This window comes from Syntrophorhabdales bacterium, from assembly GCA_035541455.1.
Lineage (GTDB): Bacteria > Desulfobacterota > Syntrophorhabdia > Syntrophorhabdales > WCHB1-27 > JADGQN01.
Genome location: DATKNH010000131.1, coordinates 45302 through 70650 on the forward strand (window position 1 = coordinate 45302; position 25349 = coordinate 70650).

The 25349-nt window shown below is 51.9% G+C and carries 24 protein-coding genes; 9 read left to right on the forward strand and 15 right to left on the reverse strand.

Features of this window, described 5'->3' with window-relative positions:
• Nucleotides 1-4: 4 nt before the first annotated feature.
• Both VMT71_14315 and VMT71_14320 read left to right on the forward strand, forming a co-directional pair.
• Nucleotides 5-1600: a class I adenylate-forming enzyme family protein gene (locus VMT71_14315; GenBank protein HVN25144.1), complete on the forward strand. Its 1596-nt coding sequence runs from the start codon at nucleotides 5-7 to the stop codon at nucleotides 1598-1600.
• A 160-nt stretch (nucleotides 1601-1760) separates the two neighbouring features.
• Nucleotides 1761-2162, forward strand: a complete 402-nt coding sequence (locus VMT71_14320) for a hypothetical protein (protein HVN25145.1) — start codon at nucleotides 1761-1763, stop codon at nucleotides 2160-2162.
• A gap of 64 nt (nucleotides 2163-2226) precedes the next feature.
• Here the strand turns inward: VMT71_14320 and VMT71_14325 are convergent, their stop codons facing one another.
• Together VMT71_14325 and VMT71_14330 are read right to left on the reverse strand one after the other, a co-directional pair.
• Entirely contained in the window at nucleotides 2227-2727 is a 501-nt protein-coding gene (locus VMT71_14325; protein ID HVN25146.1) for a hypothetical protein, read from the reverse strand.
• A 184-nt stretch (nucleotides 2728-2911) separates the two neighbouring features.
• Nucleotides 2912-3754: a HesA/MoeB/ThiF family protein gene (locus VMT71_14330; protein ID HVN25147.1), complete on the reverse strand. Its 843-nt coding sequence runs from the start codon at nucleotides 3752-3754 to the stop codon at nucleotides 2912-2914.
• Between the two features lie 259 nt (nucleotides 3755-4013).
• On the opposite strand from VMT71_14330, the gene VMT71_14335 reads away from it, so the two are divergent.
• Both VMT71_14335 and VMT71_14340 read left to right on the forward strand, forming a co-directional pair.
• Nucleotides 4014-5306, forward strand: a complete 1293-nt coding sequence (locus tag VMT71_14335) for an OFA family MFS transporter (GenBank protein ID HVN25148.1) — start codon at nucleotides 4014-4016, stop codon at nucleotides 5304-5306.
• Between the two features lie 124 nt (nucleotides 5307-5430).
• Nucleotides 5431-6294, forward strand: coding sequence for a M48 family metallopeptidase (locus VMT71_14340; GenBank protein ID HVN25149.1), 864 nt, complete (start codon nucleotides 5431-5433; stop codon nucleotides 6292-6294).
• 49 nt (nucleotides 6295-6343) lie between these two features.
• Here VMT71_14340 and VMT71_14345 read toward each other — a convergent pair whose 3' ends face one another.
• From VMT71_14345 to VMT71_14360, 4 genes are all read right to left on the reverse strand, one after another.
• Entirely contained in the window at nucleotides 6344-6961 is a 618-nt protein-coding gene (locus VMT71_14345) for a CPBP family intramembrane glutamic endopeptidase (GenBank protein ID HVN25150.1), read from the reverse strand.
• Entirely contained in the window at nucleotides 6958-7845 is an 888-nt protein-coding gene (menA, locus tag VMT71_14350) for a 1,4-dihydroxy-2-naphthoate octaprenyltransferase (protein ID HVN25151.1), read from the reverse strand. Before menA ends, VMT71_14345 begins: the two co-directional genes overlap by 4 nt.
• Before the next feature lie 169 nt (nucleotides 7846-8014).
• Nucleotides 8015-8452, reverse strand: a complete 438-nt coding sequence (locus tag VMT71_14355; protein ID HVN25152.1) for a hypothetical protein — start codon at nucleotides 8450-8452, stop codon at nucleotides 8015-8017.
• A gap of 50 nt (nucleotides 8453-8502) precedes the next feature.
• On the reverse strand, nucleotides 8503-9198 hold the full coding sequence (locus VMT71_14360) for a GntR family transcriptional regulator (GenBank protein HVN25153.1): 696 nt from the start codon (nucleotides 9196-9198) through the stop codon (nucleotides 8503-8505).
• 273 nt (nucleotides 9199-9471) lie between these two features.
• Between VMT71_14360 and trpS the strand changes: the two genes are divergently transcribed.
• From trpS to VMT71_14375, 3 genes are all read left to right on the forward strand, one after another.
• Complete coding sequence (trpS, locus tag VMT71_14365) at nucleotides 9472-10452, forward strand: tryptophan--tRNA ligase (protein HVN25154.1); 981 nt, start codon at nucleotides 9472-9474, stop codon at nucleotides 10450-10452.
• 63 nt (nucleotides 10453-10515) lie between these two features.
• The gene (gene murI, locus VMT71_14370) at nucleotides 10516-11340 is read left to right on the forward strand and encodes a glutamate racemase (GenBank protein HVN25155.1); all 825 of its coding nucleotides are present in this window, start codon (nucleotides 10516-10518) and stop codon (nucleotides 11338-11340) included.
• Nucleotides 11337-13292, forward strand: a complete 1956-nt coding sequence (locus VMT71_14375; protein HVN25156.1) for a hypothetical protein — start codon at nucleotides 11337-11339, stop codon at nucleotides 13290-13292. The genes murI and VMT71_14375 overlap by 4 nt, the downstream gene beginning before the upstream one ends.
• Nucleotides 13293-13345: 53 nt before the next feature.
• Here the strand turns inward: VMT71_14375 and VMT71_14380 are convergent, their stop codons facing one another.
• From VMT71_14380 to VMT71_14420, 9 genes are all read right to left on the reverse strand, one after another.
• Nucleotides 13346-13675, reverse strand: coding sequence for a hypothetical protein (locus VMT71_14380; protein ID HVN25157.1), 330 nt, complete (start codon nucleotides 13673-13675; stop codon nucleotides 13346-13348).
• A 33-nt stretch (nucleotides 13676-13708) separates the two neighbouring features.
• Nucleotides 13709-14137 carry a hypothetical protein gene (locus VMT71_14385; protein HVN25158.1) on the reverse strand — a complete coding sequence of 143 codons (429 nt, stop codon included), beginning with the start codon at nucleotides 14135-14137 and terminating at the stop codon, nucleotides 13709-13711.
• A 233-nt stretch (nucleotides 14138-14370) separates the two neighbouring features.
• The gene (locus VMT71_14390) at nucleotides 14371-15825 is read right to left on the reverse strand and encodes a sigma-54 dependent transcriptional regulator (GenBank protein HVN25159.1); all 1455 of its coding nucleotides are present in this window, start codon (nucleotides 15823-15825) and stop codon (nucleotides 14371-14373) included.
• Nucleotides 15815-17311: a HAMP domain-containing sensor histidine kinase gene (locus tag VMT71_14395; GenBank protein HVN25160.1), complete on the reverse strand. Its 1497-nt coding sequence runs from the start codon at nucleotides 17309-17311 to the stop codon at nucleotides 15815-15817. Before VMT71_14395 ends, VMT71_14390 begins: the two co-directional genes overlap by 11 nt.
• Nucleotides 17272-18645 carry a glutamate--tRNA ligase gene (gene gltX / locus VMT71_14400; GenBank protein HVN25161.1) on the reverse strand — a complete coding sequence of 458 codons (1374 nt, stop codon included), beginning with the start codon at nucleotides 18643-18645 and terminating at the stop codon, nucleotides 17272-17274. The genes VMT71_14395 and gltX (VMT71_14400) overlap by 40 nt, the downstream gene beginning before the upstream one ends.
• A 5-nt stretch (nucleotides 18646-18650) precedes the next feature.
• On the reverse strand, nucleotides 18651-19121 hold the full coding sequence (gene ispF, locus VMT71_14405) for a 2-C-methyl-D-erythritol 2,4-cyclodiphosphate synthase (GenBank protein ID HVN25162.1): 471 nt from the start codon (nucleotides 19119-19121) through the stop codon (nucleotides 18651-18653).
• A complete protein-coding gene (gene ispD, locus VMT71_14410; GenBank protein ID HVN25163.1) occupies nucleotides 19118-19816 on the reverse strand; it encodes a 2-C-methyl-D-erythritol 4-phosphate cytidylyltransferase in 699 nt (232 codons plus the stop codon). The genes ispF and ispD overlap by 4 nt, the downstream gene beginning before the upstream one ends.
• A 3-nt stretch (nucleotides 19817-19819) precedes the next feature.
• The gene (locus VMT71_14415) at nucleotides 19820-20866 is read right to left on the reverse strand and encodes a PIN domain-containing protein (GenBank protein ID HVN25164.1); all 1047 of its coding nucleotides are present in this window, start codon (nucleotides 20864-20866) and stop codon (nucleotides 19820-19822) included.
• A gap of 4 nt (nucleotides 20867-20870) precedes the next feature.
• A complete protein-coding gene (locus tag VMT71_14420; GenBank protein ID HVN25165.1) occupies nucleotides 20871-21365 on the reverse strand; it encodes a CarD family transcriptional regulator in 495 nt (164 codons plus the stop codon).
• Between the two features lie 443 nt (nucleotides 21366-21808).
• Between VMT71_14420 and gltX (VMT71_14425) the strand changes: the two genes are divergently transcribed.
• Nucleotides 21809-23200: a glutamate--tRNA ligase gene (gene gltX, locus VMT71_14425; protein ID HVN25166.1), complete on the forward strand. Its 1392-nt coding sequence runs from the start codon at nucleotides 21809-21811 to the stop codon at nucleotides 23198-23200.
• The coding region (locus tag VMT71_14430) for a hypothetical protein (protein HVN25167.1) at nucleotides 23197-25349 on the forward strand (2153 nt) is incomplete at its 3' end. The genes gltX (VMT71_14425) and VMT71_14430, both read left to right, overlap by 4 nt.

The window sequence follows — 25349 nt, forward strand, 5'->3', positions numbered from 1 at the left end:
GCGTATGAATTTTGCACGGTTTTGCTGGCTGAATGCAAGTAAGTTTCCTAACCGCGAGTTTCTCATCGAGAGTTACCCTTCAAAGAAGGCCAGGAGGGCTCTCACCTGGAAGGATCTCAATGATCAGACGAACAAAGTGGCAAATTATCTCATCAAGGACTGCGGGATCAAGAAGGGGGACGTCGTCCAGCACCTGATGCTCAACAGCCTCGAATGGTACGTCACCTATATGGCGGTTCTGAAAGCGGGTGCCGTCATCAGCCCGCTCAATTTCCGTTTTGCGTCGAGCGACATTAAGTATGCGTGCGACGTAACAAAGAGCAAGGTCTTCATTCTGGGCGACGGGTTTGTTTCGCGCGTAGAGCCCATTATGAAAGAGATGAGCTATGTGAAGCAATACATATGCGTCGGTGAGAATGTGCCGGCAAGCATGGCCTCATATAAGCAGGTCCTGGAGAAAGGTGATACGGCTAATGTGCTGGTTGACACGAAAGATGACGACATGGCTGAACTCATGTTCACATCAGGCACAACGGGCGCACCGAAGCCGGTGTGCCACACACATGAGACACTCTTCTACATCGGTATTGGTAACGCCCTGACGTACAACCTCGGGTATAACAGCGTGTACCTGGCTCCGCATCCTTTCTACCACAGCGGGACCCTTTTTCTCTCTTTCCCTTGCTTCATCGCCGCAGGGAAAATCCTGATGGCCATGGAGATACAACCGGAATTCTATCTGAGGAGTCTTGCGGATGAGAAGTGCACGGGCGGCTGGAACACCGTTCCCACGTGGTCGGACGTGCTGAATGCCATAAAATCGGGTGCGGTCAACCTCAAGGATTATGACCTGTCGGCTCTCAGGCACATAGAGATCGGTGCGCAGCCTGTTCCTTATGTGTTGCTCGAAGATTCGAAAAAGATCTTTCCGAATCTGCCCATTGCTAATATTTACGGTATCACCGAAGGCGGTGGTGGTGGTCTTACCAACTGCTATGACGAAGACATCATGCGGAAACCCGGTTCAATAGGCAAAGCGACAGTCTTCATGGAAGCAAAAGTTGTGGACGGGGAAGGGAAGGAATGCAAGCCTAATGAAGTTGGCGAGCTCCTGATGAAGGGCCCGAGGCTCATGAAGGAATATGCGTATAATCCCGAGATGACTGCAAAGACGATCACTGATGGCTGGCTGCACACGGGTGATCTTGCGTACATAGACGAGGAGGGCTACATCTTCTTCGCAGACAGGGCAAAGGATCTCATCATCAGGGGCGGTGAGAATATATTCCCGGCGGAGATTGAGGACTGCTTGAGAAAACACCCCAAGGTCCAGGACATTGCCGTGCTTGGTTATCCCCACCCGAGGCTTGTCGAGATAGTGATGGCGATTATCCAGACAAAGCCGGGCCAGGCCCTGACCGACCAGGAAGTGATCGACTTCGTCAAGGAGAAAGGTCTCGCCAAATACAAATGGCCTGAAAAGATGGTCTATTCGGATATCCCCCGCAATCCGGCAGGGAAGATCGAGAAGCCCAAACTAAGGGACATCTACGTGAAGCCTGCGAAGGAGGCCATGGAAAAGGAGTTCAAGAAACAATAAGTACGGTTGTGAGGCATGTGACATCTGCTCCGTTCTGATGCAGCGCCCGTTCTTCCGGGGACGGGCGCTGCTGTTGCTCAGCCTGACACCGGGTTCAGGTTGCTCGCGGAGCTGGCGCTTTAATGTCAGCGTGCATATGCTATGATAAACGGTGTCCTTGATGCGATATAATCTGCTCCTCGCGAGCCTCGTCATTCCGCTTTTTGCTCCGGCGTGGCTGTGCGCCGGCCCGGTGCTGCTGTCCGATCAGTATTCGGCAAGCGAACTGCAGCCGACAAAATTCGTGGTGGTGCTCGATGGAATCTCCCGGGATGTGCTCCCGGAGCGGTTTCCGGATGGCACCTCGCGCCTCAGATGCGATCTTGGGGATATCGCGGACGGGGCGCACACTGTGAAGGTAAAGGCCGTAAACTCGGCTGTTAATCCGAGAGCCCCTTTGGAATCAGCCGATGTTATTTTGTCATTCAGGAAAGCTGGTTCTCTGGTAGAGCGTATGAAAGCTGAGTCGGAGAAGCTCCCGGCAACACGCACACCCAAAGGCTATCTTAAAGAAGACCATTAGAAAACAGCATACGGCTGACGCCCGCAGCCTACTGCAAAAGGGCAGGGGCTAATGGTCTACGACTTCATGAGAGCGATTTTAACTCCTCGGCAACCTCGTGAGCCCGCTCCTTCACATCACCCGATCTGTCCGTCATGCTGAGAATGGAGAGTTTTCGCTTGATATCTTCCTTTTCTCTCGCGGTGGCACTGGCAGCGACCTCCTTTAATTTATCAATCGTCATCAGCATAGTGTCGGGATCCTTTGTATCCAGGATAAGCAGGAGCGTTGAGACATCTTGCGGCAAACCATAGGCCTTGATGAATTTCTGGACGTGAGCGAGGAACGTGGATGAACCATAGGATTTATGGATGGCGTTGTGAAGCTTTTGGTACTCCAGGGTACCCTTCTTTCCCTGGAAGAGCTTCTCAAGGGCTTGTTTATAACGACCCTGTTCATACCGGTCCGCGCCCGGCCTTGCCCCGCCGCTGCGCTCTTTCTTCTCCTGTCTCACGTGCGAACTGCGGTCTCGCTTCTTGTCGATTTCCCGCCAACTGGGTCTCTCGTCGTCATCGTAATCGGACATGATGTACCTCCACCACTAAAATCAAATCTCAAATTCTGAGCACCAAATTCCAAACGATTCTCAAAGTACCGCACTGAAGTGATCCATGGGAGGTGTGCCGGGACTTGGGAGCATTTGCTTCGAGTTTTTGAAAATTGGGATTTGTTTCGGATTTAGACATTAGGATTTGGATTTTGCCTCTGCATCAGCACTTTATCTTGAACTTACTGAACTGCATGTCCAGAAGATTGATCGTAAGCATTGCACCGGTCACTGATGTGCCGCGCCCCAAAAGGATCTTGCAGACCTCTGCGACCTGGAGGCTTGCGACAACCGCCGGGGTAAACGAGGGATTACCAAGATGCTTCTCAACACCTACTCCTTCAGCGCAGCGTCCGTAAATTGCCTGCAACGTGCTTTCTCCCGGCAACTGAGTGACGATCTGGCCGTACCATCCTGCAATTGAACCGTGGACCAGGGGGACGCCGAGGTCGGAACAGACCTCTGCCAATTCCAGCCGGGTGATTATGTTATCCAGGGCATCAACCGCGACGCTGACGCCACCAAGGAATGGCCTGCCATTCTCTCTGGAGAAACGGTCCCTCACGGCAAGGACCTCAACAGCGGGATTTATTTGCGCTACTCTGGCTGAAGCAGCTTCAACTTTTGGCTGCCCCAGTGCCGCGATCGACGACATGAGTTGACGGTTGAGGTTGTGCTCCTCGAACACATCAGGATCAATGGCCCTCAACTGACCTACACCAATCCGGGCCAATTCCTCTACAATATAGCCGCCCAGTCCTCCGCACCCAATGATCGCCACCGTGCCGCGCAAAAGCTTCAGTTGATCTTCGATTGATAATGTCTTGCGGTTGCGTTGGTAACGAGTGGGCAACAGACCGGCTTCCAGTGCGACCTCCTCGACCTGACTCAGGCTCATACCGTACAGTTCCGCCGCAGTTCTTTGATCTGCCCACGACAACAAACCTTCCTTGCTTCTGCCCAGCAAGTGGTCGCGCAATTCTGTCTTTTTTTCATCAACTTCCATTCGCTGCACACGAATCCTTGTTTACAGGGCATTACCCTGCATAAGCTCTACCATCTTAACCCATCCTTAACCCATTATAAGCGATGGCATGTGAGTAAGCAACAATTGAGGTGATGTGCGTGCAAAAAAGCTGGCAGATGCAGTAAGGGCTTTGAAAATCACGCAAGGGTATCGGAAATTGTTTGACACATTCTGTCTGCCTGTGCTAGTTTTGTGAATTAAGTCACAAGTAAAAAAATGGGGACAGGAGACGCGGCAGATGACTGAACAACAGGAATCGAAAGGCTGGACCGTCACATTTTGTGGAATGGGTGTCAACCTTGCACTCGGTATCCTCTATGCGTGGAGTGTCATTAAGGGCGGCATTCCTGACTCGTGGGGCTGGAGCAATGCGGACAAGGCTCTCCCATACTCCGTCGCGTGTCTGATCTTTGCACTGGCCATGGTGCCTGCCGGCAGGCTGCAGGATAAAATCGGCCCGCGCTGGGTCTCGACTATCGGCGGCATTCTGGTCGGTGTCGGTTTTATTATTGCGGCTCTTGCAGGTTCCTCGCTTGCCGGTTTTGTCGCAGGGTTTGGTGTCTTGGCGGGCACCGGGATAGGTTTCGGGTATGCGTCGGCGACGCCTCCGGCAGTGAAATGGTTTCCTCCCCAAAAGACAGGACTCATCGCAGGACTCGTAGTTGCGGGTTTTGGGCTTGCGTCAGTCTACATAGCACCTCTTGCTACGCAACTGCTGAGTTCGTTCGGGACTGTTATAACAAAAACTGATCCCGCCGGCGCTGTCAAACAGGTTGTTGAAAAGGGAGTCTCCAGCACCATGCTGGTGTTTGGTATTGCATTTCTTGTCATAGTGGTGATCCTGTCGCAGTGGTTGAAGGATCCCCCTAAAGGATACGTGCCGGCCGGTACCCCGGCAAAAGGAAGCGCCGCAGCTAAAGCTTCAGTAGATCGGGGTTGGAAAGAGATGCTCTCCACAGGACAATTCTACATTCTCTGGCTTATCTACTTTGCCGGTGCTTCTGCCGGACTGACTTTCATCAGCGTCGCGCAGGATCTCGGGAAAAAGTCTCTCGGAGAACTCGCCTTCGTGGCTGTAGCAGTCCTGGCGGTCGGAAATGCGAGTGGCCGTATTGTCGCGGGTATCATTTCCGACAAGATGGGCCGCCAGTGGACGATGTTCGGATTTCTTATCCTGCAGGCCATAGTACTCTTCGTGCTCTATTTGCTGAAAGGCGGTGCGGAGTGGCCTATTGTGCTGCTCATCGTGCTGCTTATCGGGGCCAACTACGGGTCAAACCTGTCGCTCTTTCCTTCTGCAACCAAAGATTATTTCGGGCTCAAGAACTTCGGCGTGAATTACGGCTTCGTCTTCACCGCTTGGGGTATTGCAGGCCTCATCATGCCGTGGGTGAACGGTCGTATTAAGGACGCCACAGGCTCTGATACTCTGACGTTCTTCATAATCATCGCGGTTCTCATAATAGCCGCGCTGCTGACCTTTGTGAGCAGATCTATAGCAGCAAGAGACGCAGCTTTGGCAAAGGCGTAAGACGATTTCCTTTCATAGAGGGCCGGCGATGGGTTTCCTGGGCCGGCCCTTTTTGTAAGCAGGTGACCCGAAGGTTGATCCTATACTGCCTTTCCGCTTGCAAGCCGTTGAGAAGTAGAATGCGATGGTGAGGCTTGTAACTCTTGGTCGGGAGGAAATGATGCTGCACATCCCGGGAAAAAAGAGATTTCCGCTCGTTGCTGTCTGCGCCATCCTGGCAGTCTTCGGTATTCTCGTTTCCTGTGAGACTGTGCCTTTGACTGGACGACAATCGCTCCACCTGGTCTCTGACACGGAATTGGTCACGCTGAGTTTGCAGCAGTATCAGGACGTGCTGCACAAATCCAAACTTTCCCAGGACCAGCAGAAAGTTCAAATGGTAAGGAACGTAGGTTCCAGGATAGCGTGGGCGACCGGGGACCTGTTGAAACAACGCGGAATGGGAGCAGAGGTGAGTACCTACAAGTGGGAGTTCAACCTCATTGAGGATGACAAGACCGTTAATGCTTGGTGCATGCCGGGCGGGAAAGTAGCTGTTTACACCGGTCTTCTCCCGGTCGCGCGCGATGAGACAGGGCTTGCTGTCGTCATGGGACATGAGATAGCTCATGCTGTGGCCAAGCATGGCAACGAACGGGTCAGCGAAGGTCTTATTCAGCAGATGGGAGGCGCTGCGCTCTCGGTCGCTCTTTCAACCCAAGCTGCTGCCACCAAGGATCTTTTTCTCCAGGCGTACAACGCGGGCACGAACGTGGCGTTCATGCTTCCCTACAGCAGGCTCCAGGAGTCGGAAGCAGACCACATCGGCCTTATCCTGATGGCAAAGGCCGGTTACGATCCCAGGCAGGCGGTGCCTTTCTGGAAGAGAATGGCTGCGTCCGGCGGCAGCCGGCCTTCGGAATTCTTGTCAACACATCCTGCACCGGAGACCAGGATCAAACAGATCGAAGCTCTGATGCCTGAAGCAATGAGTTACTACAAGCGATGACAGCCGATAGATGAAGGAGCAAAATATTTTTTCTCTTGTCGAGTTGGGATCAGTTGAAGGGGAAGAGGACGAACGTCATCAAGTCCCACAGGGCGTGAGAGAGCATAACAGGCACAAGGCTTCCCTCGCGCAGATAAAGAAGTCCCCAGAACAGGCCGCAGACAGCTGCAGCTACGAACAGCATAAAATTGAACGCGAATATGTGGATGAGCGCATAGACGGCTGAAGTGATAAGCAGGCCTGTCGTTCGGCCCAGACGGCGGCTCAAGGTCTTTTGAACAAACCCCCTCCAGTAAATCTCTTCCGCAGGTCCCATAATGAAAAAGAGCAGTAACCCTATAGCAGCAGGGTTGAGTTCAGCTTTGGTCACATAAACGTTGCCGATCTCCCGTGATGCAAATGGGAACAGGGCTGTGGATATCTCCCGCCCCAACCAAAAAATCGCATAGAGAAGGACCGCTGACAAGATACCTACAACGACAAATCGCACTCTGACATGGAAGAGTTTCTCTTCCCTTTTGAGCAGAGACTTGAGAGCAAGGAGGGCGAGCAGGAGAGCCGAGCAGGAGAGTTTGAGCCAGAAATTACCACGATGGACGGCAAAAGTGAGAAACCAGAGCAGGAAGGCGGCGGGGATTGTGACCAGCACCCTTTGAAGGGGTGTCACGAGAAAAGCCTTTGCAGTACCAGTGAAAGCACAAGGAGCAAGCCGTATATCGTGTTGAGCTGCGCCGTCCTTGCATCTGCATCAGGAAGAACAGCAACCTGCATCTGTTTGATGAGTTTAAGGGCGAGCGGAAGAGATATGAGCGTGAGCAGACCCCAGAGACTCAACTGCCCGGCAACAATCAGCAAGAGTGTAATGGCGTACGAAGCGAAGATAAGCATCCCGTAAAGCCTTACCGCCCCTTGCTTTCCCAGGATGGTCGCTATAGTGCGAACCTTTGCGCATGTGTCAGAGGTCAAGTCTCTTATGTTGTTCGCGAAGAGTATAAGGGCTACCAGAATACCGATAGGAATGGATATCCACGCTGCCTGACCGGAAAATTCACTGCGCTGCACATAATAGGTACCACTGACCATAAGCGGTCCCCATACAAGAAAGACCGCGGGCTCGCCGAGTGCATAGTATTTGAAGCCAATAGGGCCACCCGTGTAGAAGAAGCCCACAAAAAAACCGAGCAGCCCGAGGATGAGGACAGGCAGTCCTGCCTTGACGGTGAGATAGATGCCGATCGGCAACGCAAAAGCGTAGAGCGCGAGACCTACGGCTAGTACCTGAGCCGGCGAGAGCAGATTTCGCGCTATTGCTCGACCACCGGTACCGAAGCTCCCTGGCACGTGCGACGTGTCGACGTCATTCTTATAGTCGAAGTAGTCGTTCAGTACATTCGCGCCGGCCTGCATGAGCATCATCCCCAGAAGCGTGAGCACATAACGGCTCCAGTTTACAGGACCGGATAACGAAGCAACCGCTGTGCCCGCGCTCACCGCGACGAAGGAGATAAGGAGAGACTCGGGTTTGATACTCATGATCAGCCCTTTGAACACATCGGCTCCTTTTTCTACAAAGCAGTAAAAAACATCAGGATCGAGGGTGCGATCGTGTACACACTGCGGTTTCGATAAGCAGCACTATAGCATAAGAATGCGGACTAATAAAGGCTTCGGAGGCAGCCATTCGTGTCATGACGAATGGGACGGCGCTCCATATCTCAACTCAGTTCCCCCGGCGCCATTCATCGAGAGGAATCGCTCTTTCCTTGAACGTATCGTAAACGAGAACTATGCCGGACAAAGCGTCGACATAGAAGAGCCTGTCGATAGACACCTTATTCGCCTGTAAGCCCTGAAAGCGAATGGCATAGAAGGAATTCCCTCCCTGGTTCTTGTCATTATCGTCACCGGAGTCGGGCCTCACGACAACTGTCGCCAGGGGGGTGCCACCTTCTTCCAGTATTTTTTCGATCTCTTTACGGACTTCCGGCAGGTTCCAGATCAGGTCGTAGGCTTCATCTTCTGCCAGTATGTGATTGCGTTTCGGTTGGGCCTCACTGTCTTGCTGTGGCGAGATGATTACGACCGGCGGAGCATCTCGCGCGGAGTCGGGTCCGCTTTGAGCAGTGGTGGTTGGTGCAAAGCTGCCCTCTGCATGCAAATCTCCGCCGATGCCCAAAAGCGTTACGAGAATTGTTATGAAGATCGTTTTTACCAGACGCGTGCCTGCTCGCCCTGTCTGATCTTTTTCTTGATGATCTCTCTTCCTCTGCCGACATGCTTACGTACCAGCCTCTCAACCTGTCGCGGACTCTTTGCCTTTATGGACTGGACCATTTCCTTGTGGTCTTGTACGGCGAGATCAAGCTTCCTCTGATAATGGAGAATAATCACTCGGTAGCGATACATGTAGTCTCTGAGATCGTTCAGGAGTGTGTATAGACGTGCATTCTTCGCTGCCTTGTAGAGCACATCGTGAAACTCGCCATCGAGGCGTATAAATTCTTCAACATCGAGATGCTTAAGGCATTCCTCCTCTTTCTCTATGATCTGGTCAAGCTCTTTAAGCTCCGCATCCGTGATTCTTGAGGTAGCAAGATACGCGGAATATCCCTCAAGTATACTTCGCAGTCCCAGTATTTCCTCTACTTCCTCTTCGGTGACGGGCTTGACTGCAAAGCCTCCCCTTGGCAGTCGGAAGATGAGGCCTTCCTTTTCCAACTTTTGAATCGCTTCCCTCACGGGCGTTCTGCTTGTAACCATATCAGCCGCCAACTTTTCTTCAATCAGTCGTTTGCCCGGCTGAAAATCGCCCCCTATAATGGCGTTCTTGACACCCGTATATACGTGTTCCCTCAGAAGCCTTCTCTTTCTTGCTGTTTCCTGCTCTTGTTCCCGGCCGGCCATTGCTCTTACCTCCTCGGCTACATGAGTCTTGTGAGTGATGTCCTCTTTCCGGGCCAATAGATTATGCTGATTGGTTCCCGAAAAGAACGCTTTGCTGCGGGTACTGTATACAATAAATGGATATGGCATATATATAGTACGTTTCCAAAATCATGTCAATTCTTTCATGCTGGATCGTATTTTGGGCGCAAAGGCGGCTGACAAGCAGCGCTTCTCGCTGTTGATTTTTTGTTCTGCTCTAGTGTAGATTAACCATGCTTTCGGAGGCGCTCAGTGAAGAGAATCTTTAGCGGAATTCAACCTACAGGTGACATTCACATTGGAAACTACGTTGGTGCGCTACGGCAGTGGGTTGCCCTGCTCGAAGAGCATGAATGCATATACTCGGTGGTGGATTATCACGCCATAACTGTCGAATACGATACCGCCGAGATGAGTCGGCGCAGCTTCGACACCGCGGTTATTTTGCTCGCCTGCGGGCTAACGCCGGAAAAATGTCATGTCACGATCCAATCTCACGTCCCGGAACACACAGAACTCGCCTGGGTGTTCAATTGCGTGACGCCTGTGGGTGAGGTGGAACGCATGACCCAGTTCAAGGACAAATCGAGGCAGCATCGCAGCAACATCAATATGGGCCTTATGGGATACCCCGTGTTGCAGGCGGCTGACATCCTCATATACAAGGCAGGATACGTCCCGGTAGGGGAGGACCAAGTACAGCACGTGGAACTCTCACGGGAAGTGGCTCGGAAATTCAACAGCCGGTTTGGCCAGATCTTTCCTGAGCCTGAAGTGATCCTTTCCTGTGCGCCCAGGATTCTTGGAACCGAGGGTAAAAGTAAGATGTCCAAAACCCTCAACAACTATATCGGGATCCTGGAAGAAGAGAGCACAATGTGGGAAAAGCTGCGCACCGCGGTAACCGACGTGAATCGTGTCAGACGGAGCGACCCCGGAGACCCCGATATCTGTAACATCTTTACCATGCATAAAGCCTTCTCGCCCGAGCAGGCAACCAGTGAACTGGATAAAGGATGTCGCACAGCGTCGATAGGCTGCATCGACTGCAAGAAAGTTCTTTTCAAACAGATGATGGTAGAATTAACGCCAATTCGGGAGAAGGCATTCGCTCTGCAGAATGACCACGCTTACGTTATGAACGCTCTTAAACAAGGTGCTGATGCGTGCCGCGCGTTGGCTATTGAAACAATGGACGAGGTGCGGAAAGCACTGGGCCTCCTTAAACCTTGACGCATCCTCGCTGTACCGGGTTCCTTCCTTGACTTTTAGCAGCCTGTCACATAAGCTTTGGCGATGCAAAATCTTGCAATCGGAATGTTCGATTCGGGGATCGGCGGGCTCACTGTCTTCAAAGAAGTAAGAGATCTTCTGCCGAAGGAAAATATCATTTACTTAGGGGACACAGCGCGTGTGCCGTATGGTAACAAATCACCCTACACGGTGACCCGCTACGCGCTCGAGACTGCTCTTTTTTTGCTCGCGAAAGGCATAAAGGCGCTGGTGATCGCCTGTAACACGTCTTCTGCTTTATCACTGACCATTCTCAAAAGGAAATTACCTATCCCTGTAATCGGTGTGATCGATCCCGCCGCCTCGGCCGCTGTAAGGCAGACAAGGAGCAAGAAGGTGGGTGTCATCGGCACAAAAGCAACGGTGAAAAGCATGGCTTACGAACGGGCCGTCAGAAGAATCGACCGCCACGTACAGGTCTTTTCGCAGGCCTGTCCTCTTTTTGTCCCGATCGTTGAGGAGGGATGGGAAAATTCGGATGTTGCGCATCTGGTCGTACGGCAATACCTGACCGCCTTTCATGACAGCGGAATAGATGTGCTTGTCATGGGATGCACGCACTATCCCATCCTCCAGCCGACTATACGGGAGGAAATCGGCTCGGATGTTTTCATCGTCAATACCGGCAGGGAAACAGCGGCGCAGGTTCAGGATCTTTTGAGTGCCCGCGGTTTACTGAGGGAATCCGGGACCGGTGGGGTCAGCTATTTCGTCACCGACTCACCGGATACTTTTTCTGAAATAGGAAGCCGCTTTCTGGGCGAAACTGTACGTGGCGTTAAATTGGTCAAGAACCTTGACCTGAAAGACTTCTTGCTTTCTACATGATTGCGCATGTAGCGCTGCCTTTGCCCCTCAACAAAACATTTTCCTATGCTGTCCCCGGGCGATTGGAGAGTTTCGCAAAGCCCCTGGTGAGGGTAACCGTTCCTTTTGGCAGCCGCACGCTGATAGGCTTTATTCTGTCTCTCGAAGAAGGAGAAAAGGAGGGCCTCAAGGAACTTGCGGACATCCTCGATATTTTTCCGCTGATCGATGACAAGACGTTCGAGCTGTGCCGGTGGGCGTCACACTATTACGTTACGCCGATCGGCGTAGTACTGAAATATGCTCTGCCTCCTAAGCTTAACATAGTGAAGTATCTCCTGATAAAAGCGACGGACGACCGGTTCCGGCACCTCGACGGTCTTCCGGTGAAAGCAGCATCTGTGCAGGCGGGTAAGCGGGAACTCTGGGATTACTATCGTCAGGGGCTCGTGGAGTTTACGGACTCGTATACCGGAGCTTCGTTTCGTCCTCTCCCCGAGAGTGTGCTCAGAAAAGAATACCGGCCTGCGCTATACGTAGCGGACGTCGCACAGCGCAAGGAAAAGTATCTTGCGGTAATTTCGGAATGCCTTGATCAAGGACAGAACGTGCTGTTGTTGTTACCCGATTACCATGTGGTGGGCGATTATTTTTATCGTCTCCTGGTAGAGGCTCTTGGCAAGTGTGTGGTCTGGTATACCAGCTCTCAGCCCAAGGCCCGGATGGAAGTTTTTTTCAGGACGAGGACAGAAACAGGGTCCCTTGTCCTCGGTAATAAGAGCGCCCTGCTGTTGCCGATACTGCGCAGAGGCATGATCATCGTGGAACGGCCCGAGGAAGATGAATACAGGAACGAGGAGGCGTTTCATTTCCATGCAGTGAGGCTTGCTCTGAAGACTGCGGAACTGAACAGGGTACCGATTCTATTCGGCAGCGCTTCACCTCCACTCGATCTTGTGCGGCTCGCAGAGGAGGGAGCAATAGCGCTGGAGAAGGAACAGGACCTCTGCCTCGGACGACGCGTGGCGGAGATCACGACCGAAAGTAGAATACGGGAGCATATACCCGCCGGCCTTGCCGAAGTAATTGACAGCACGCTGCAGAGCAAGGAGACCATGGCAATCTACACTCCCCGGAAAGATTACGCCTTTCGTCTTTACTGTCTCGAGTGCAAGAAGCCTTTTCTCTGCCCTGACTGTGAAATCCCTTTAGCGTACCAACGGGAGCAGGACAGACTCGTCTGCTCCGCCTGCAAGAAGAGCTTTCCGTACGACGAAAGGTGCGCCCACTGCGGCGGGAGCCTCATCCAATTCTCCTCGACCGGAGTGGAATTTGTCGAAGAGAGACTCAGCGCAGCCGCAACGGAACAGCGGGTACTCAGGATTACTGCCGAGAGCCTGAAGAAGAAAGATGTGCAGTCGCTCCTCGAGTCATCTCGCGCTCCGGGCACCCTTGTGATCGGTACTCAGATGCTCTCTCGAATCTACGGGCTACGCGTGAGAAGGCTTGTACTTTTGGGACAAGAAGAATTTCTCTGGATGGCCGGTTACAGGGCGCATGAGAGAATTTACCAGACGTTCAGGAACTTGATTGACGCTCTTCTGCCTGAAGAAGTTCTGCTGGTTGTTGGCAGGAGAGGTCTCATCGATACTTCTCACCTGATCGATCAGGATCGTTTCTATGCAGAAGAACTGGCCAAGCGAAAACTGGCAGAATTCCCGCCTTACGTGAGATTTTTTCTGGTCGAAGTGTGGAAGAAGGGTGAGCAGGGTGAACGCCTGGTCGGACGGATAGTCGAACGGGTCAGGGAGGAAGGATTTGACAGCAAGATGATAGGCCCGATGCTCACAAAAAAGGGCGGACTGCACTGGCGACTGGTTCTGAAGGGAGATGAGGATATTTTTGCCGAGCTATTCTCGTGGCTTTACGGACTCACGGGCGTGCGCATAGAACCCGATCCGCCTACTATTTAGGAGCCACGTAAAAAGGGGGCCTAAGAGGCCCCCTTATCTTCGTGATCAATGCTTTACTTCTTTGCCGGGGCCGGGGGAGACTCTTCCTTCTGTCCGCCCTTCTCAGCCTTCGGAGCCGGTCCTTTGTCAGCCTTCTTTGACTCGCCTGCTGCGGTGCTCTCTTCCTTCTGTCCGCCCTTCGGAGCCTTCGGAGCCTTTTTCATGTCGGCTTTCTTCTCCGCGGGTGACTGCGGGCCACTCTCTTCTTTCTGGCCCGATGCTGGCGCTTTCATAGTCTTCTCAGGAGCAGCCTTCTTCTCGGGCGCAGGCGCCTGCGCAAACACTACGGTCACGAACGCAACGCTGATCACTAACGTCAGTGCAATCAAAAATGCTCTCTTCATACTATCCTCCTTTGGTTTTTTGTTTTTGTTCCTTCACTTTTTTGCAGATGCAGGCTTTATGGGCTTCGCGCCCACTTGCATCTGCTTTTGCATCTCTTTTTCCGATCCTGCCTTGACAACGGAAGAAGCCATCATCGTACCATCCTTCTTCACGTACGTCACGGTAACCCTGTCCTCTTCCTTCACATCTCCCTTGAACTGAGCCTTACCCACGTCGAAAGTCATTTCGTCTTTCTTGCCTTTTACGACTATGGTTTTCTGCGTGGTATCCACCTTCGTGACGTTGCCGGTGTATCGGTGCGTCTTGCCTTTGGGGGTTTTGCTCCCGGGGGCTTTTCTTTCAACGACAGGCTTATTTTCGGGCGCTGTCGCATGAGCCTTCTGGGTGGCTGCCGCTGCGGGCTTGCCTGTGGAGCTTTGAGCAAGAAGAGATGTCACGAACGCAGCGCTGATGATTGACATCAGAGCGATTAACAACGCCTTCTTCAGTTGGTATCACCACCTTTCCAAGTTATTTGCAAACCTGCTCCATCGAGGTGCATCTGCTATGCCAGGAGAGGTGCATCGTATCACACGTGTAATATTCAATAGTTACGAGGAAGGAGCCTAGATCCACGTCTAATATGTCGGATTTTTCCGACTTTCGATGCGCTACCCAGTCGGAGATTTCCGACGAAGATTTGTCCGACGCTGCCTTACGCGTTGCCTTTTGCGTGAGACTGGCTGGTGCGGAGTTTGAAGTCGTAGAGACCCAATTCTTTAAGCTTCGCGATAGCCGTATAGAACGTGTCTTTGTTAATGGCGAGCCGCTCCACGATCTTCTTTGGTTCGATCATTGTCGGGTATGCGGGGTCAAGGGGGTCAAGGCTTGACAGGTAGAGATAGAGCCTGTATTCAGCAGCCGTAAGTCTTGAATCAATCAGAAACTCTATCTTGTGCCGGAGCGTCTGCTGGACAAGCTGCCTCTCTTGGCCATTTTTGATCTCTTCAGGTATATTTTCAACGCCTATGACATCACCTTCGCTCATCACGTATGCTCTTTCCGTAACCGATTCGAGTTGCCTGATGTTGCCGGGCCATGAATAGGCCATGAGAAGCTGCAGTGCGTCATTCGACACGTTTTTCTTTTTTTCATGTGACGCGTTCAGTTTCTTCAGGAAATGCTCGACGAGCACAGGGATATCGGTCATTTTTTCTCTCAAAGGTGGTATGGTGAAGGCGATAACATTGAGTCGATAGTAGAGATCCTGTCGGAATCTGCCTGTCTTGATTTCCTCTTCCAGCTTCTTGTTTGTTGCAGCGATAAGCCTCACGTCCAGCTTGATCGTCTCCTTTCCGGCGATCCGCCGTATCTCCTTCTCCTGGATGGTCCTCAGAACTTTTGCCTGCATGGGCAAGGTCAAATCACCGATCTCATCGAGCAGGAGGCTGCTGTGATTTGCCTGCTCGAACAGCCCGATATGCCTTGTAACGGCCCCGGTGAAAGCCCCCTTCTCGTACCCGAATAATTCGCTTTCCAGCAAGGTTTCCGGAATCGCCGCGCAATTGATGGCGAAAAACGGGTACTGTCTGCGCGGGCTGTTGTAGTGGATGCTTTTGGCAAAAAGCTCCTTTCCTGTGCCGCTTTCACCATAAATCAGAACGGTGGAATTTGTAGGGGCAACCCTTCTCACAATTCGGAAAAGTTCATGCATGCTCCCGTGATCGCCGACGATATTATCAAGCTGAAACTTGTCGACAAGCTGGTCCTTGAGCCTGATGTTGTCTTTGAGCAGGCGCACCTGGTCAATCGCATTCTGTATGACGAGGAGGAGCTGGTCCTTTTCAAGAGGTTTCTCAAGGTAATGAAAAGCTCCCAGCCTTGTGGCCTCTATGGCAGAAGGGATCGAGCCAAAAGCTGTGACGATGATTACGTGGCAAGGCTGATTCTGAGACTTTACCTCCTTGAGGATTTCCGTTCCTTCGATGTCTGGCAGCCGCAGATCAGTCAGGACAACATCGAAATTGCCATTTTTCAGGATCTCGATAGCTTTTGCCCCGGTACCGACATCCTCAACGTAGTAGCCCTCCTTCACCAGGATAGTCTTGATGATCTCTCGTTGATTCTTGTCGTCTTCAACAACAAGAACTGTGTTTGCATCATGTTTCATGGAAAGGCACCCTTATTGTCGTCACGGTCTTTTGTCCTGAAGAGCTGTCCATGGAAATGGTGCCTCCGTGCTCTTCGACCAGCCTCTTGGTGATTGTGAGTCCAAGACCGATACCATATTTCTTTGTAGAATAGTAAGGTTCAAAGATTTTTCCGACCTCGTCCTGGGCCACACCTTTTCCGTCGTCCGTCACAGAAATGTAGGAGAACCCGTGATCCCGGCCGCATTCGACGAGAATCGTTCCCCTATCTTCTATGGCCTGTATCGAATTGAGAAGCAAATTGATCACGCAGATTCTCATATATTCGGGATCGCAGTATATCTGCCCGCCGTCTTTGCAGACAGTGCGAACGTCGATGCCATCCCTTACCTTGTCTTTCACCATTGAGAGAGCATCGCTCACAAGGGCGCCCGGCGTTACCCAGGTTCTATTCAGAACAATGGGCTTCCCTACAAAAAGAAAATTGTTGATCAGCTCGTTGACCCTGTAAATCTCCTTTTTCAAGTTGTCCAGAAGGGCGGTGATATCTTCTCTGCCAGTGACGTTTTCTTCGAGGATGCGCTCTTTTATATGGCCGATGGAAAGAGAAAGAAAATTGAGAGGATTTCGCACTTCGTGCGCAATGCCCGATGCGAGTTGACCTATCATGGAAAGCTGCTCTGTCTTTTTCAGCTTCTCTTCCAGCTCTTTTCTTTCGCTCAGCTTGTCCACCATCTCGTTAAAGCTCTTGACCATAACCCCGATTTCATCCCTGCGGCTGGTTTCGCGTATCCTGACGAGCTGACCATCTGCTATCTTTTTGGCTGCATTGGCAATCTTCTTGATAGGCTCCGTGTACTTTTCCGCAAAGATCAGGCAGATGATGATCCCGATGCTGAATGCGAAAATCGTGCTGAGGACTCTTTTCAAGTGATTCCTTCTCTGCAGGTATTTATAGTCATCAAGGACCATGCTCACATGGATGTAGCCCATTTTCTGCCCCTTGATTGAAACAGGCATGATAACGCTATAGAGGCGCTGTCCTTCTTTCTTGCCGGTTTCTTCACCCAGCCGGGCCGTGATCATCAGATCTTTTTTTCTGCCTGTTTTATCGGGCGACGCCGTTGATTTCTTGGGAGGCTGCTGCACGGTGCCTATCTTCCGCGGGTCTGAGCTGGCTATAACTTCTGAGGCATCACTCAGAATTGAGATTTCACGGATCCCTTTCTTATTTAACGTGTCAACATATGTTTTTAACCTCTGTGTGCTGTCTCCCCGGTACGTGAGTTCCTCAACGCTAATCTGGATCGCCTTGGTGATATCGTCAATGTTGTCAGTTACCTTTTCCAGGATAAGTTCCTCACTCTTCGTATAGATAATGGTGAGGGAACCGATAGACGTGAGGAGAAGAAAGAGAAGGATCAGCAGGAGCTGAGTCCTCAACGAAAGGCTGCGAAAGAAACCTTTCAGGCGTTTACCGAATTGCCGAATGTTCTCTGCAAACATGCTACTCTCTCCAGCACAAGATGCTGCGGTATGAGTCTGAAAACTTCTTTTAGAGGTGGGCCACTCTTTCTTCCCGTGATGGCAATGCGCAAGAGCATCATTACATCTCTCTTGGCGAGGTGAGTTTCTTTCTCGACGATCTCGTAAATTTCCTCGAAGGACTTTTTGTGATCCCGCGTGAGTGTCTCTTCGAGAAGCCGCACCGGATTGCCTAAGCCTTTAATCCGAGTGAGGTACTCGAGTGCGTCGGGGTGAATCCCCGCGGTATCAAAAATGTCCAGCATCTCCCTAAGCTGTACCAGTGTCTTTCCGTTTTCGCGGAGTGCTGCCACCCTCTCAGCCCATTCCCTGCTTAATCCCAGTTCCGAGAGAATCCGCTCGAGCGGCAGGGTACGCATGTAGGCGCCATTCAGCCACAGAAGCTTGTCAAGGTCGAAGAAGGAATCTGAACCTGAAAAGGAATCGATAGAAAAGGTGCTCGCCAGCTGGTTCATCCCAAGAAGCTCATCCTGCATGCTGCGGCCTATGATGGCAAGGTAATTGACCAGCGCCTCCGCAAAAATGCCCATATTCTTGAAATCGATAATACTGGTGGCGCCGTGGCGTTTGCTCAATGGCTTCCTGTCCGGACCCGCGAGCAGTCCGTGATGGGCATAGCGAGGGGGTTGTTTGCCGAACATCGAGAAGAGCATGATCTGCTTTGGCGTATTGGAAACATGGTCTGACCCGCGTATAACATCAGTGATTCCCATCACCATATCATCCACGGCCGCCGCAAAGTTGTAGGAAGGTAGCCCATCCTGTCTGACGAGTATGAAATCATCCACGTGGTCGCGGGGGAACGAGATCTCACCGTGCATCCCGTCACGGAAACGTATCTCTTCTTCCAGGGCCCTCACCCTGATTACAAACGGCTTGCCTTCCTGCTCCATAGCCCGGCGAGCCGCTTCAGTAAGCGACCTGCATTTCCCGCTATACCTCGGGGCTTGGTTCCTGTGAAGCGCACTGCTGCGCTCAGCCTCTATTTCTTCTTTGGTACAGAAGCATTTGTAGGCATTTCCGCGGGAGAGAAGAGCATCGGCATGTTCACGGTAGATCGGGGTGCGCTCCGACTGCAGATATGGACCTTCATCCCAGGAAAGACCGAGCCATCGCAAATCATCGAGGATAGACTGCACAAACGCTTCTTCGGATCTGGCGACGTCGGTGTCTTCTATACGCAAGAGAAATGTGCCGTTGTTATGGCGGGCCAGGAGATAGTTGAGAACGGCCGTACGCGCGTTTCCCACGTGGAGATTGCCGGTAGGACTGGGAGCGAACCTTACGCGAATCATTGGTATCATTCGGAGAGAAGACAGACAGCATAGACTGCTATGCCCTGTCCGTTCCCTACGAAGCCGAGCCCTTCTGCCGTTTTCCCCTTGATGCTCACCTGCCCGGTGTCGATGGAAAGAAGAGAGGCGATACGCTGTCTCAGCTGGTCGCGATAGGGCCCTATCTTAGGCTCCTCACAAATGACCACGGCGTCCAGATTGACGACACTGAGGCCCTTGCTGCGTGCTCTGGCCAGTGCGTGGGTAACTATTTTTTCGCTGTCTATCCCCCGGATGCTTTCGTCGGAGTCAGGAAAGTACTGGCCTATGTCGCCGTCGGCGGCAGCACCTAGAATAGCGTCGCTTATGGCGTGGAGCAGCACATCCCCGTCCGAGTGCCCCTGCAGTCCTTTTCGAGATGGGATGGCCACGCCCCCGAGAATCAATTTGCGCCCCTCGGCAAACGCGTGCACATCAAAACCAACGCCAACTCTCATGTACCGCCTTTTAGCTGTGCGAGGATCCCTTTTGCAATTACCAGGTCTTCGGGTGTTGTTATCTTGATATTATAGGGTGAACCTTCCACAACCTTTACACGTTTACCCAGGTACTCCACAAATGCAGCATCGTCATATCCCATCAGCTTCTTGGCAATACCTTCCCGGTAGGCTTTGATGATGAGATCATATTTGAAGGTCTGCGGTGTCTGCACCTGCCACAAAGACTCTCTTTCGAGGGTTTTTGATACAAACCCCTCCTTCGATATTATTTTTATCGTGTCTCTGGCCGGCAACGCTGGTATGATGGCGTCAAACATTTCCATGAGAGAAACACTTTTTTCGACAAAAGCCGGGGAAACAAAAGGGCGGGCCGCATCATGTATGACTACGACATCACAAGGCTCATCAATCGCTTCGAGCCCGTTCCGCACCGAATCCTGGCGAAGACGACCGCCGATCACGAGCTTAACAATCTTGTTGAATCGGTAGGCTTCCAGGATCTCTTCCTGGATCATCGGCAAGTCTCTTTGATTGACGACCAGGTACACCCCGTCGACCGGGCGTGACTCTTCGAACACCTGTAACGAGTGGACAAGGATGGGCCTGTTGTCGAGAAGAAGAAACTGCTTGTTCGTTGAAGAGCCCATCCGCTTGCCGGCACCTCCGGCAAGAACGATCGCAAGGGTCCTCATAAACTATCTCACCTGTTCTTCCAGCTTGTATTCTTCGGGGAAGTAGAATTCTTTTCCTGCTTGCTCTTTCAGCTTAGCGAAAATCATGCGTCCAGAGGAGGTTTGTAAGAGGCTTGTGACCACGACGTCCACTGTTTTACCGAGGAGTTTTCGCGCATCATCAACCACAACCATGGTCCCGTCGTCGAGATACCCTATTCCCTGACCGTACTCCTTGCCTTCTTTAATGATGCGAATCGTCATCTGTTCCGCGGGCAGCACTGCGGGTTTCAACGAAGTCACCAGTTCATTGAGATTCAACACCTCTATGCCCTGAAGCTCTGCAACCTTATTCAGGTTGAAGTCATTGGTAATTATTTTGCCATTCATATTTTTGGCGAGGGCAATCAGCTTCGAGTCCACGTCTTTGAGTTTGGGGAAGTCATAGTCAACGATCTTTACCTTCACGGACGTCTGTTTCTGCAGGCGGTGGAGAATCTCAAGGCCTCGCCTCCCGCGGGTCTTCTTGACAGGGTCCTGCAGGTCAGCGATATGCTGTATTTCATAGAGGACAAACTGCGGGATAATCAGGGTGCCTTCCAAGAATCCCGTATCGCAAATATCTGCAATGCGGCCATCGATGATGGTGCTGGTGTCGACGATCTTATTTCCTTCGGTGGCTTCCATGTGGTGAAAAAGGGGCAGTTTCGACAGGTCGAGCGTGTGGCTCTTCTTTTCACCGATCCTGAAACCCAGATACCCCATCACGAAGTAGAGAAGTATGTAGATAGGCAGCGTTACAGGTACATCTTTCGCATGGGTGAGGAGGAGTTTGGATATGAACAGGTTGGCAACGAAGAGGCCCACAGTGATACCCACGAGCGTGCCGACCAGATCTTTGAGCGGAATCTCCTTTAACTTCTCTTCCAGCTTTATTACAAGGTATCCCAGTATCACACCGGCCAATGCACCGAATGCCGCAAACAGGTTGCTGCCGAACATTTCTTTTACGATGAAGTAGCTGGTTGCCGACGTTACAATAACAAGGAAGATTTGGACAAGAATATCCAAAAAACTAACCTCTGTGGTTATTGGAGAAGATCTTCTCTATATCTGTCACAATCTCGTCCTCATCTTTGGACAGCGCAATGGAGAGCTCTTTCTTGATGAGGTTTCTTGCTGTCTCGAACATCTTTCGTTCACCAAAAGAGAGCTCTTTCCATGTTCTGAGTGTATAAAGTTCTCTCAAAACTGTCGCGATCTCGAAGATTGACCCGCTCTTGATTCGCTCCATGTAATCTTTGTACCGCCTGTTCCATGGAGACGTGTCATGATTGGTATTCTTGTCCTTAAGGATTTCGTACACTTTGACCACTTCGCGTGAGGCGATCACGTAGCGGAGCCCTGCATTCTTGGCTCCGTCGGTCGGGATCATGATCGTCATGTCGGAATCAAGAATTCTCATGATGTAGAAAGCCTGTTTGGTGCCCGAAATCTCTTTCTCCTCGATCCGCTCAATCTTACCTACACCGTGCCCGGGGTATACTGCCACCTCTCCAACCTTCAACATTCGTACCTCCATTCTCATATGGCGCATAGTATACCAGTTTAGTGTGAAAAACGCAATAAGTCTTTGTTTTTCCGGCATAAAGACCAGACTCACGGGCCACGGAAGAGCATGAGCGGTGCAGGTCAGGGGGAGTGCGCCGGGCGAGAGAAGAAAACAGGTGTAAAGGGAAGGCGCAGCCAGACGGACAGAAGGTGCTGAAGTTTCTGATCCGCTGTTTTCGCGACCCGCGATCCTGGAAAAGGGTTGATGAAGCAGCAAATTTTCTTTATACTTCTCAGGTCACTCGGGAAGACAATAGACTCCCAAATCTATACAGCTCGCACGGCGACCGGGTACCCGCAGCCGCGCAGCGGGTGGAGGGTGGAGGGGAGGCTCGCACGGCTTTGCTGGCCGGGTACCCACGAAGTGTGTGGAGGCGACGCGAACCCCTCTGATAGCCAAAAATGATACGAACGAGATTTGCGCCAAGCCCTACGGGCCAATTGCACATCGGGGGCGCGCGGACAGCCCTTTTCAACTGGCTTTTCGCGAGACACCACAAGGGCAAATTTGTGCTCCGGATCGAGGACACGGACCGGGAAAGGTCAAGGGACGAGTATACGCATGGCATACTCGACGGCCTTGCCTGGCTGGGCATCGAAAACGACGAGGGGCCTTTCTTCCAAAGCACCAGGATGGACCTCTACAAAGAATATGCCTTGCGGCTTTTGCAGGAGGGTCATGCTTACAGATGCTACTGTACGGCAGAGCAGTTGGAGGAGAAGAGAAAGCGGGCTCTGAAGGAGGGACAGAAACCTTCCTACGACCGGACCTGCAGGGAAAGGACCCACGAGGAGCCGGGCAAACCGTACGTGATACGATTCAAGACCCCCTTATCAGGCACGGTGGGATTCGACGATCTCGTCCGGGGAGAAATCAATTTTCGGTGCGACGAACTGGATGACCTTGTTATATTGAGAACCGATCAGACACCAACCTACAATTTTACCGTGGTGGTGGATGACGCCCTGATGGGTATCACCCATATCATCAGGGGTGACGACCACATCAACAACACGCCAAGACAGATAGTCATGTACGAAGCGCTGAAGTTTGCCGTGCCCCGGTTCGGCCACGTCCCGCTTATTCACGGGAAGGACCGGGCACGTCTCAGCAAGAGGCACGGGGCTACTTCATTGCTCGAGTACAAAGAGGACGGTTTCCTGCCCGAGGCGCTCATGAACTACCTTGCAAGGCTTGGCTGGGCGCACGGCGACGATGAGATCTTTTCGAAAGAGGAACTGATTGAAAAATTTGATCTGCCGAACGTGGGCAAATCACCCGCCATCTTTGACATGGACAAGCTTCTGTGGCTGAACGACCACTATATGAAAACCCTGCCTGTCGAAGTGATAGCCGACAGGCTCACCCCCTTTATTGTTGCGCGGGGCCATGCAGCCCCTGAGGGCGCGACACTCGTCCGGATCATCCGAAATCTCCTGGGGAGGGCAAAAACTCTCAAAGAGATGGCCCAGATGGCTGGATTCTTCTTTGGAGAAGAGATAGAATATGAGCCCTCAGCGAGAGCGAAGTTTCTGACGGAGGCAGCCAGGCCAATACTGGAGCGTTTCCTGGGCGACTTCCGGCAGCTTTCAACGCTCGATGAAGCAGATCAGCGATCGCTGATCGAAAGTATCGCAAGGGATTACGGAAAGAAGCTGGTTGACATTGTACAGCCGATACGGGTTGCACTTACAGGGAAGAGTGTCAGCCCCGGTATTTTTGAGGTGATCGGCATACTTGGAAAAGATGTGGTAGAAAAAAGGATGGAAAGGGCTATCTCCTCACTATCATGAAGCTGCTTTCGCTTGAACTTCTCGGTTTCAAATCCTTCCTGAACAGGACCGTTTTCAGGTTTGGCGAGGGAGTTACGTCGCTCGTCGGCCCTAATGGTTGTGGCAAAAGCAATGTGGTTGATGCGTTCATATGGGTGCTCGGAGAACGAGGAACGAAATCACTGCGTGTCAAAGAGATGGGCGACGTGATTTTTCACGGGAGCAACGGGAAAAGGCCTGTGAATATGGCGGAAGTCGTGATCGGTCTTGCCGAAGGTGATCGGGAAGTTGTCATAAAACGAAGGATTTTCAGGGACGGGACGAATGAGTACTACATAAACAATGAGCAGGTGCGGCTCAAGGACGTACAGGATTTCTTTCTGGGAACGGGTATCGGGCTTAACTCCTATGCGATCCTGGAACAGGGAAATATCGAATACTTTGCTCAGATGAAGCCTCTGGAGCGGCGCACCGCCATCGAAGAGGCGAGCGGCATTACCCGGTTCGAGGACAAAAAGAGAGACGCCTTTGAGAGGATGGAAGAGACAAAGACAAATCTGGAGCGTGTCGAAGATATCTATGCCGAGGTGATCAAGGGACTGAAGAGGACCGAAGAAGAATGGGAAAGGCTGAAAGTATATAACGGTCTGAAGGAAAAGCTGAAGGAGATCGAGGTCGCTCTCCTGGCAGATGCTTATGTGAAGCTTGAAAAGAAGGAAGCGAGGCTTGGAGAACGTGACACAGAGCTTCAGCAGGAATTGACAAAGAAAGAAGAGGAGCGGGTATCGGTCAAGAGAACGATCGACGCCAAAGAAGAGGAGCTATCGCTGGCTGACACTGTTGCCCGACAGCTCGAACTTGATATCAAAGAAAAAGAAAAGGACGCTGAGAACCGCCTTCTCGAACTCAACTATGTCGAGGAAGAAAGGGATCGGTTGGCAGCTTCCATCACTGAACTTCAGGAGAAGGTGAAAGAACTTGTCGCGCAGGGCGAACGCCATCTGAATGAGGTGCAGGCTTTGGAGCGTGATATTGCCGAAGGAACTGCATCTCTTCGAGAGGACGAACAGCAGAGCGACAGTCTGCAGGAAAAGAAGAAAGAACTGAGGGCGGTCACTGAAGAACTCGAGGCAAGACTGGAGGAAGAGAGAAGCCGCCTTTTTGTTTCGATGAGCAGTCTCACGGAAGTGAAGAACCGGATGCTTGAGCTGGAAAGAATGGAAAGGGAACGCCGGGTCAGGGAAGAGCGCCGGTCCGAAGAAGAGAAAAGGTTACGGGGCAAACTCGTCCTCCTTGAGGAGAAAGGCCTCGTCCTCAAAGCTCAAATAGAGCGCGAAAGCACTGAGAAGGCTGGCATAGACAAAGAAGAGCAGGAACTTCTCGAGCGTCTTCAGGCTGTGGAGAATAACATAGCCCGTATGCGGGACAGTGTTGAGCGGCTCAAAGGAGAAAAGAGAGGCAGGGAAGAACTCTTCAAAAAGCTGGCGACTATCGGCGAGAAACAGAAAGAGCAGACGCTTCCTTTCAAGAGGCTCATCGACCTGGTGCGAACGCCGGAAGGGGCGGAAAGCGCCCTGGAGAAATTTTTTGCAGACGAGATGGAATATCATGTACTGTCGGGATCCGGTTCTGAAGCTGCAACCGACGTTCTGAAGGGGTACAGCGGCAATTTCATTTTCTTTCCGGAGAAAGGTCTTTTCAAGCAGCGCGAAGGCGAGATAGAAATTCAGGTCACATGGGTGGAAAGCGCGGCTGATGCGTTCCGGCGCATCGACGCAGGTGAGGAAGGAATTTTTCTGGCCCGGGATAAAGAGATATGCATAGACTCGCGGGGTCTTGTCACTACAAGCAAGGAGAAGAAGGGCATTTCCATCCGGGAATTCAGGGAGAAGATGAAACTGGAGAAGGAGATCGCCCAGATCGGGGATCAACTGGTGAGCGAACAGACTGCAATGAGTGAAGTCCAGGCCACACGGGGAACACTCAGTCAGTCACAGCAGGAGCTTCTTCAGAAGAAGAGGCAGAAAGTCAATTCGCTCGCCGAGAAGGAGAAAGAACGGATTATCATCGAGACCGAAATCAGAACGATCGCAGACAGGCTTAAAGAATTTGCCTCCAGAGGAGAAGGCCCCGATGATCAGCCTGCTGTTTCGCGTGAAGAGCTTATGGC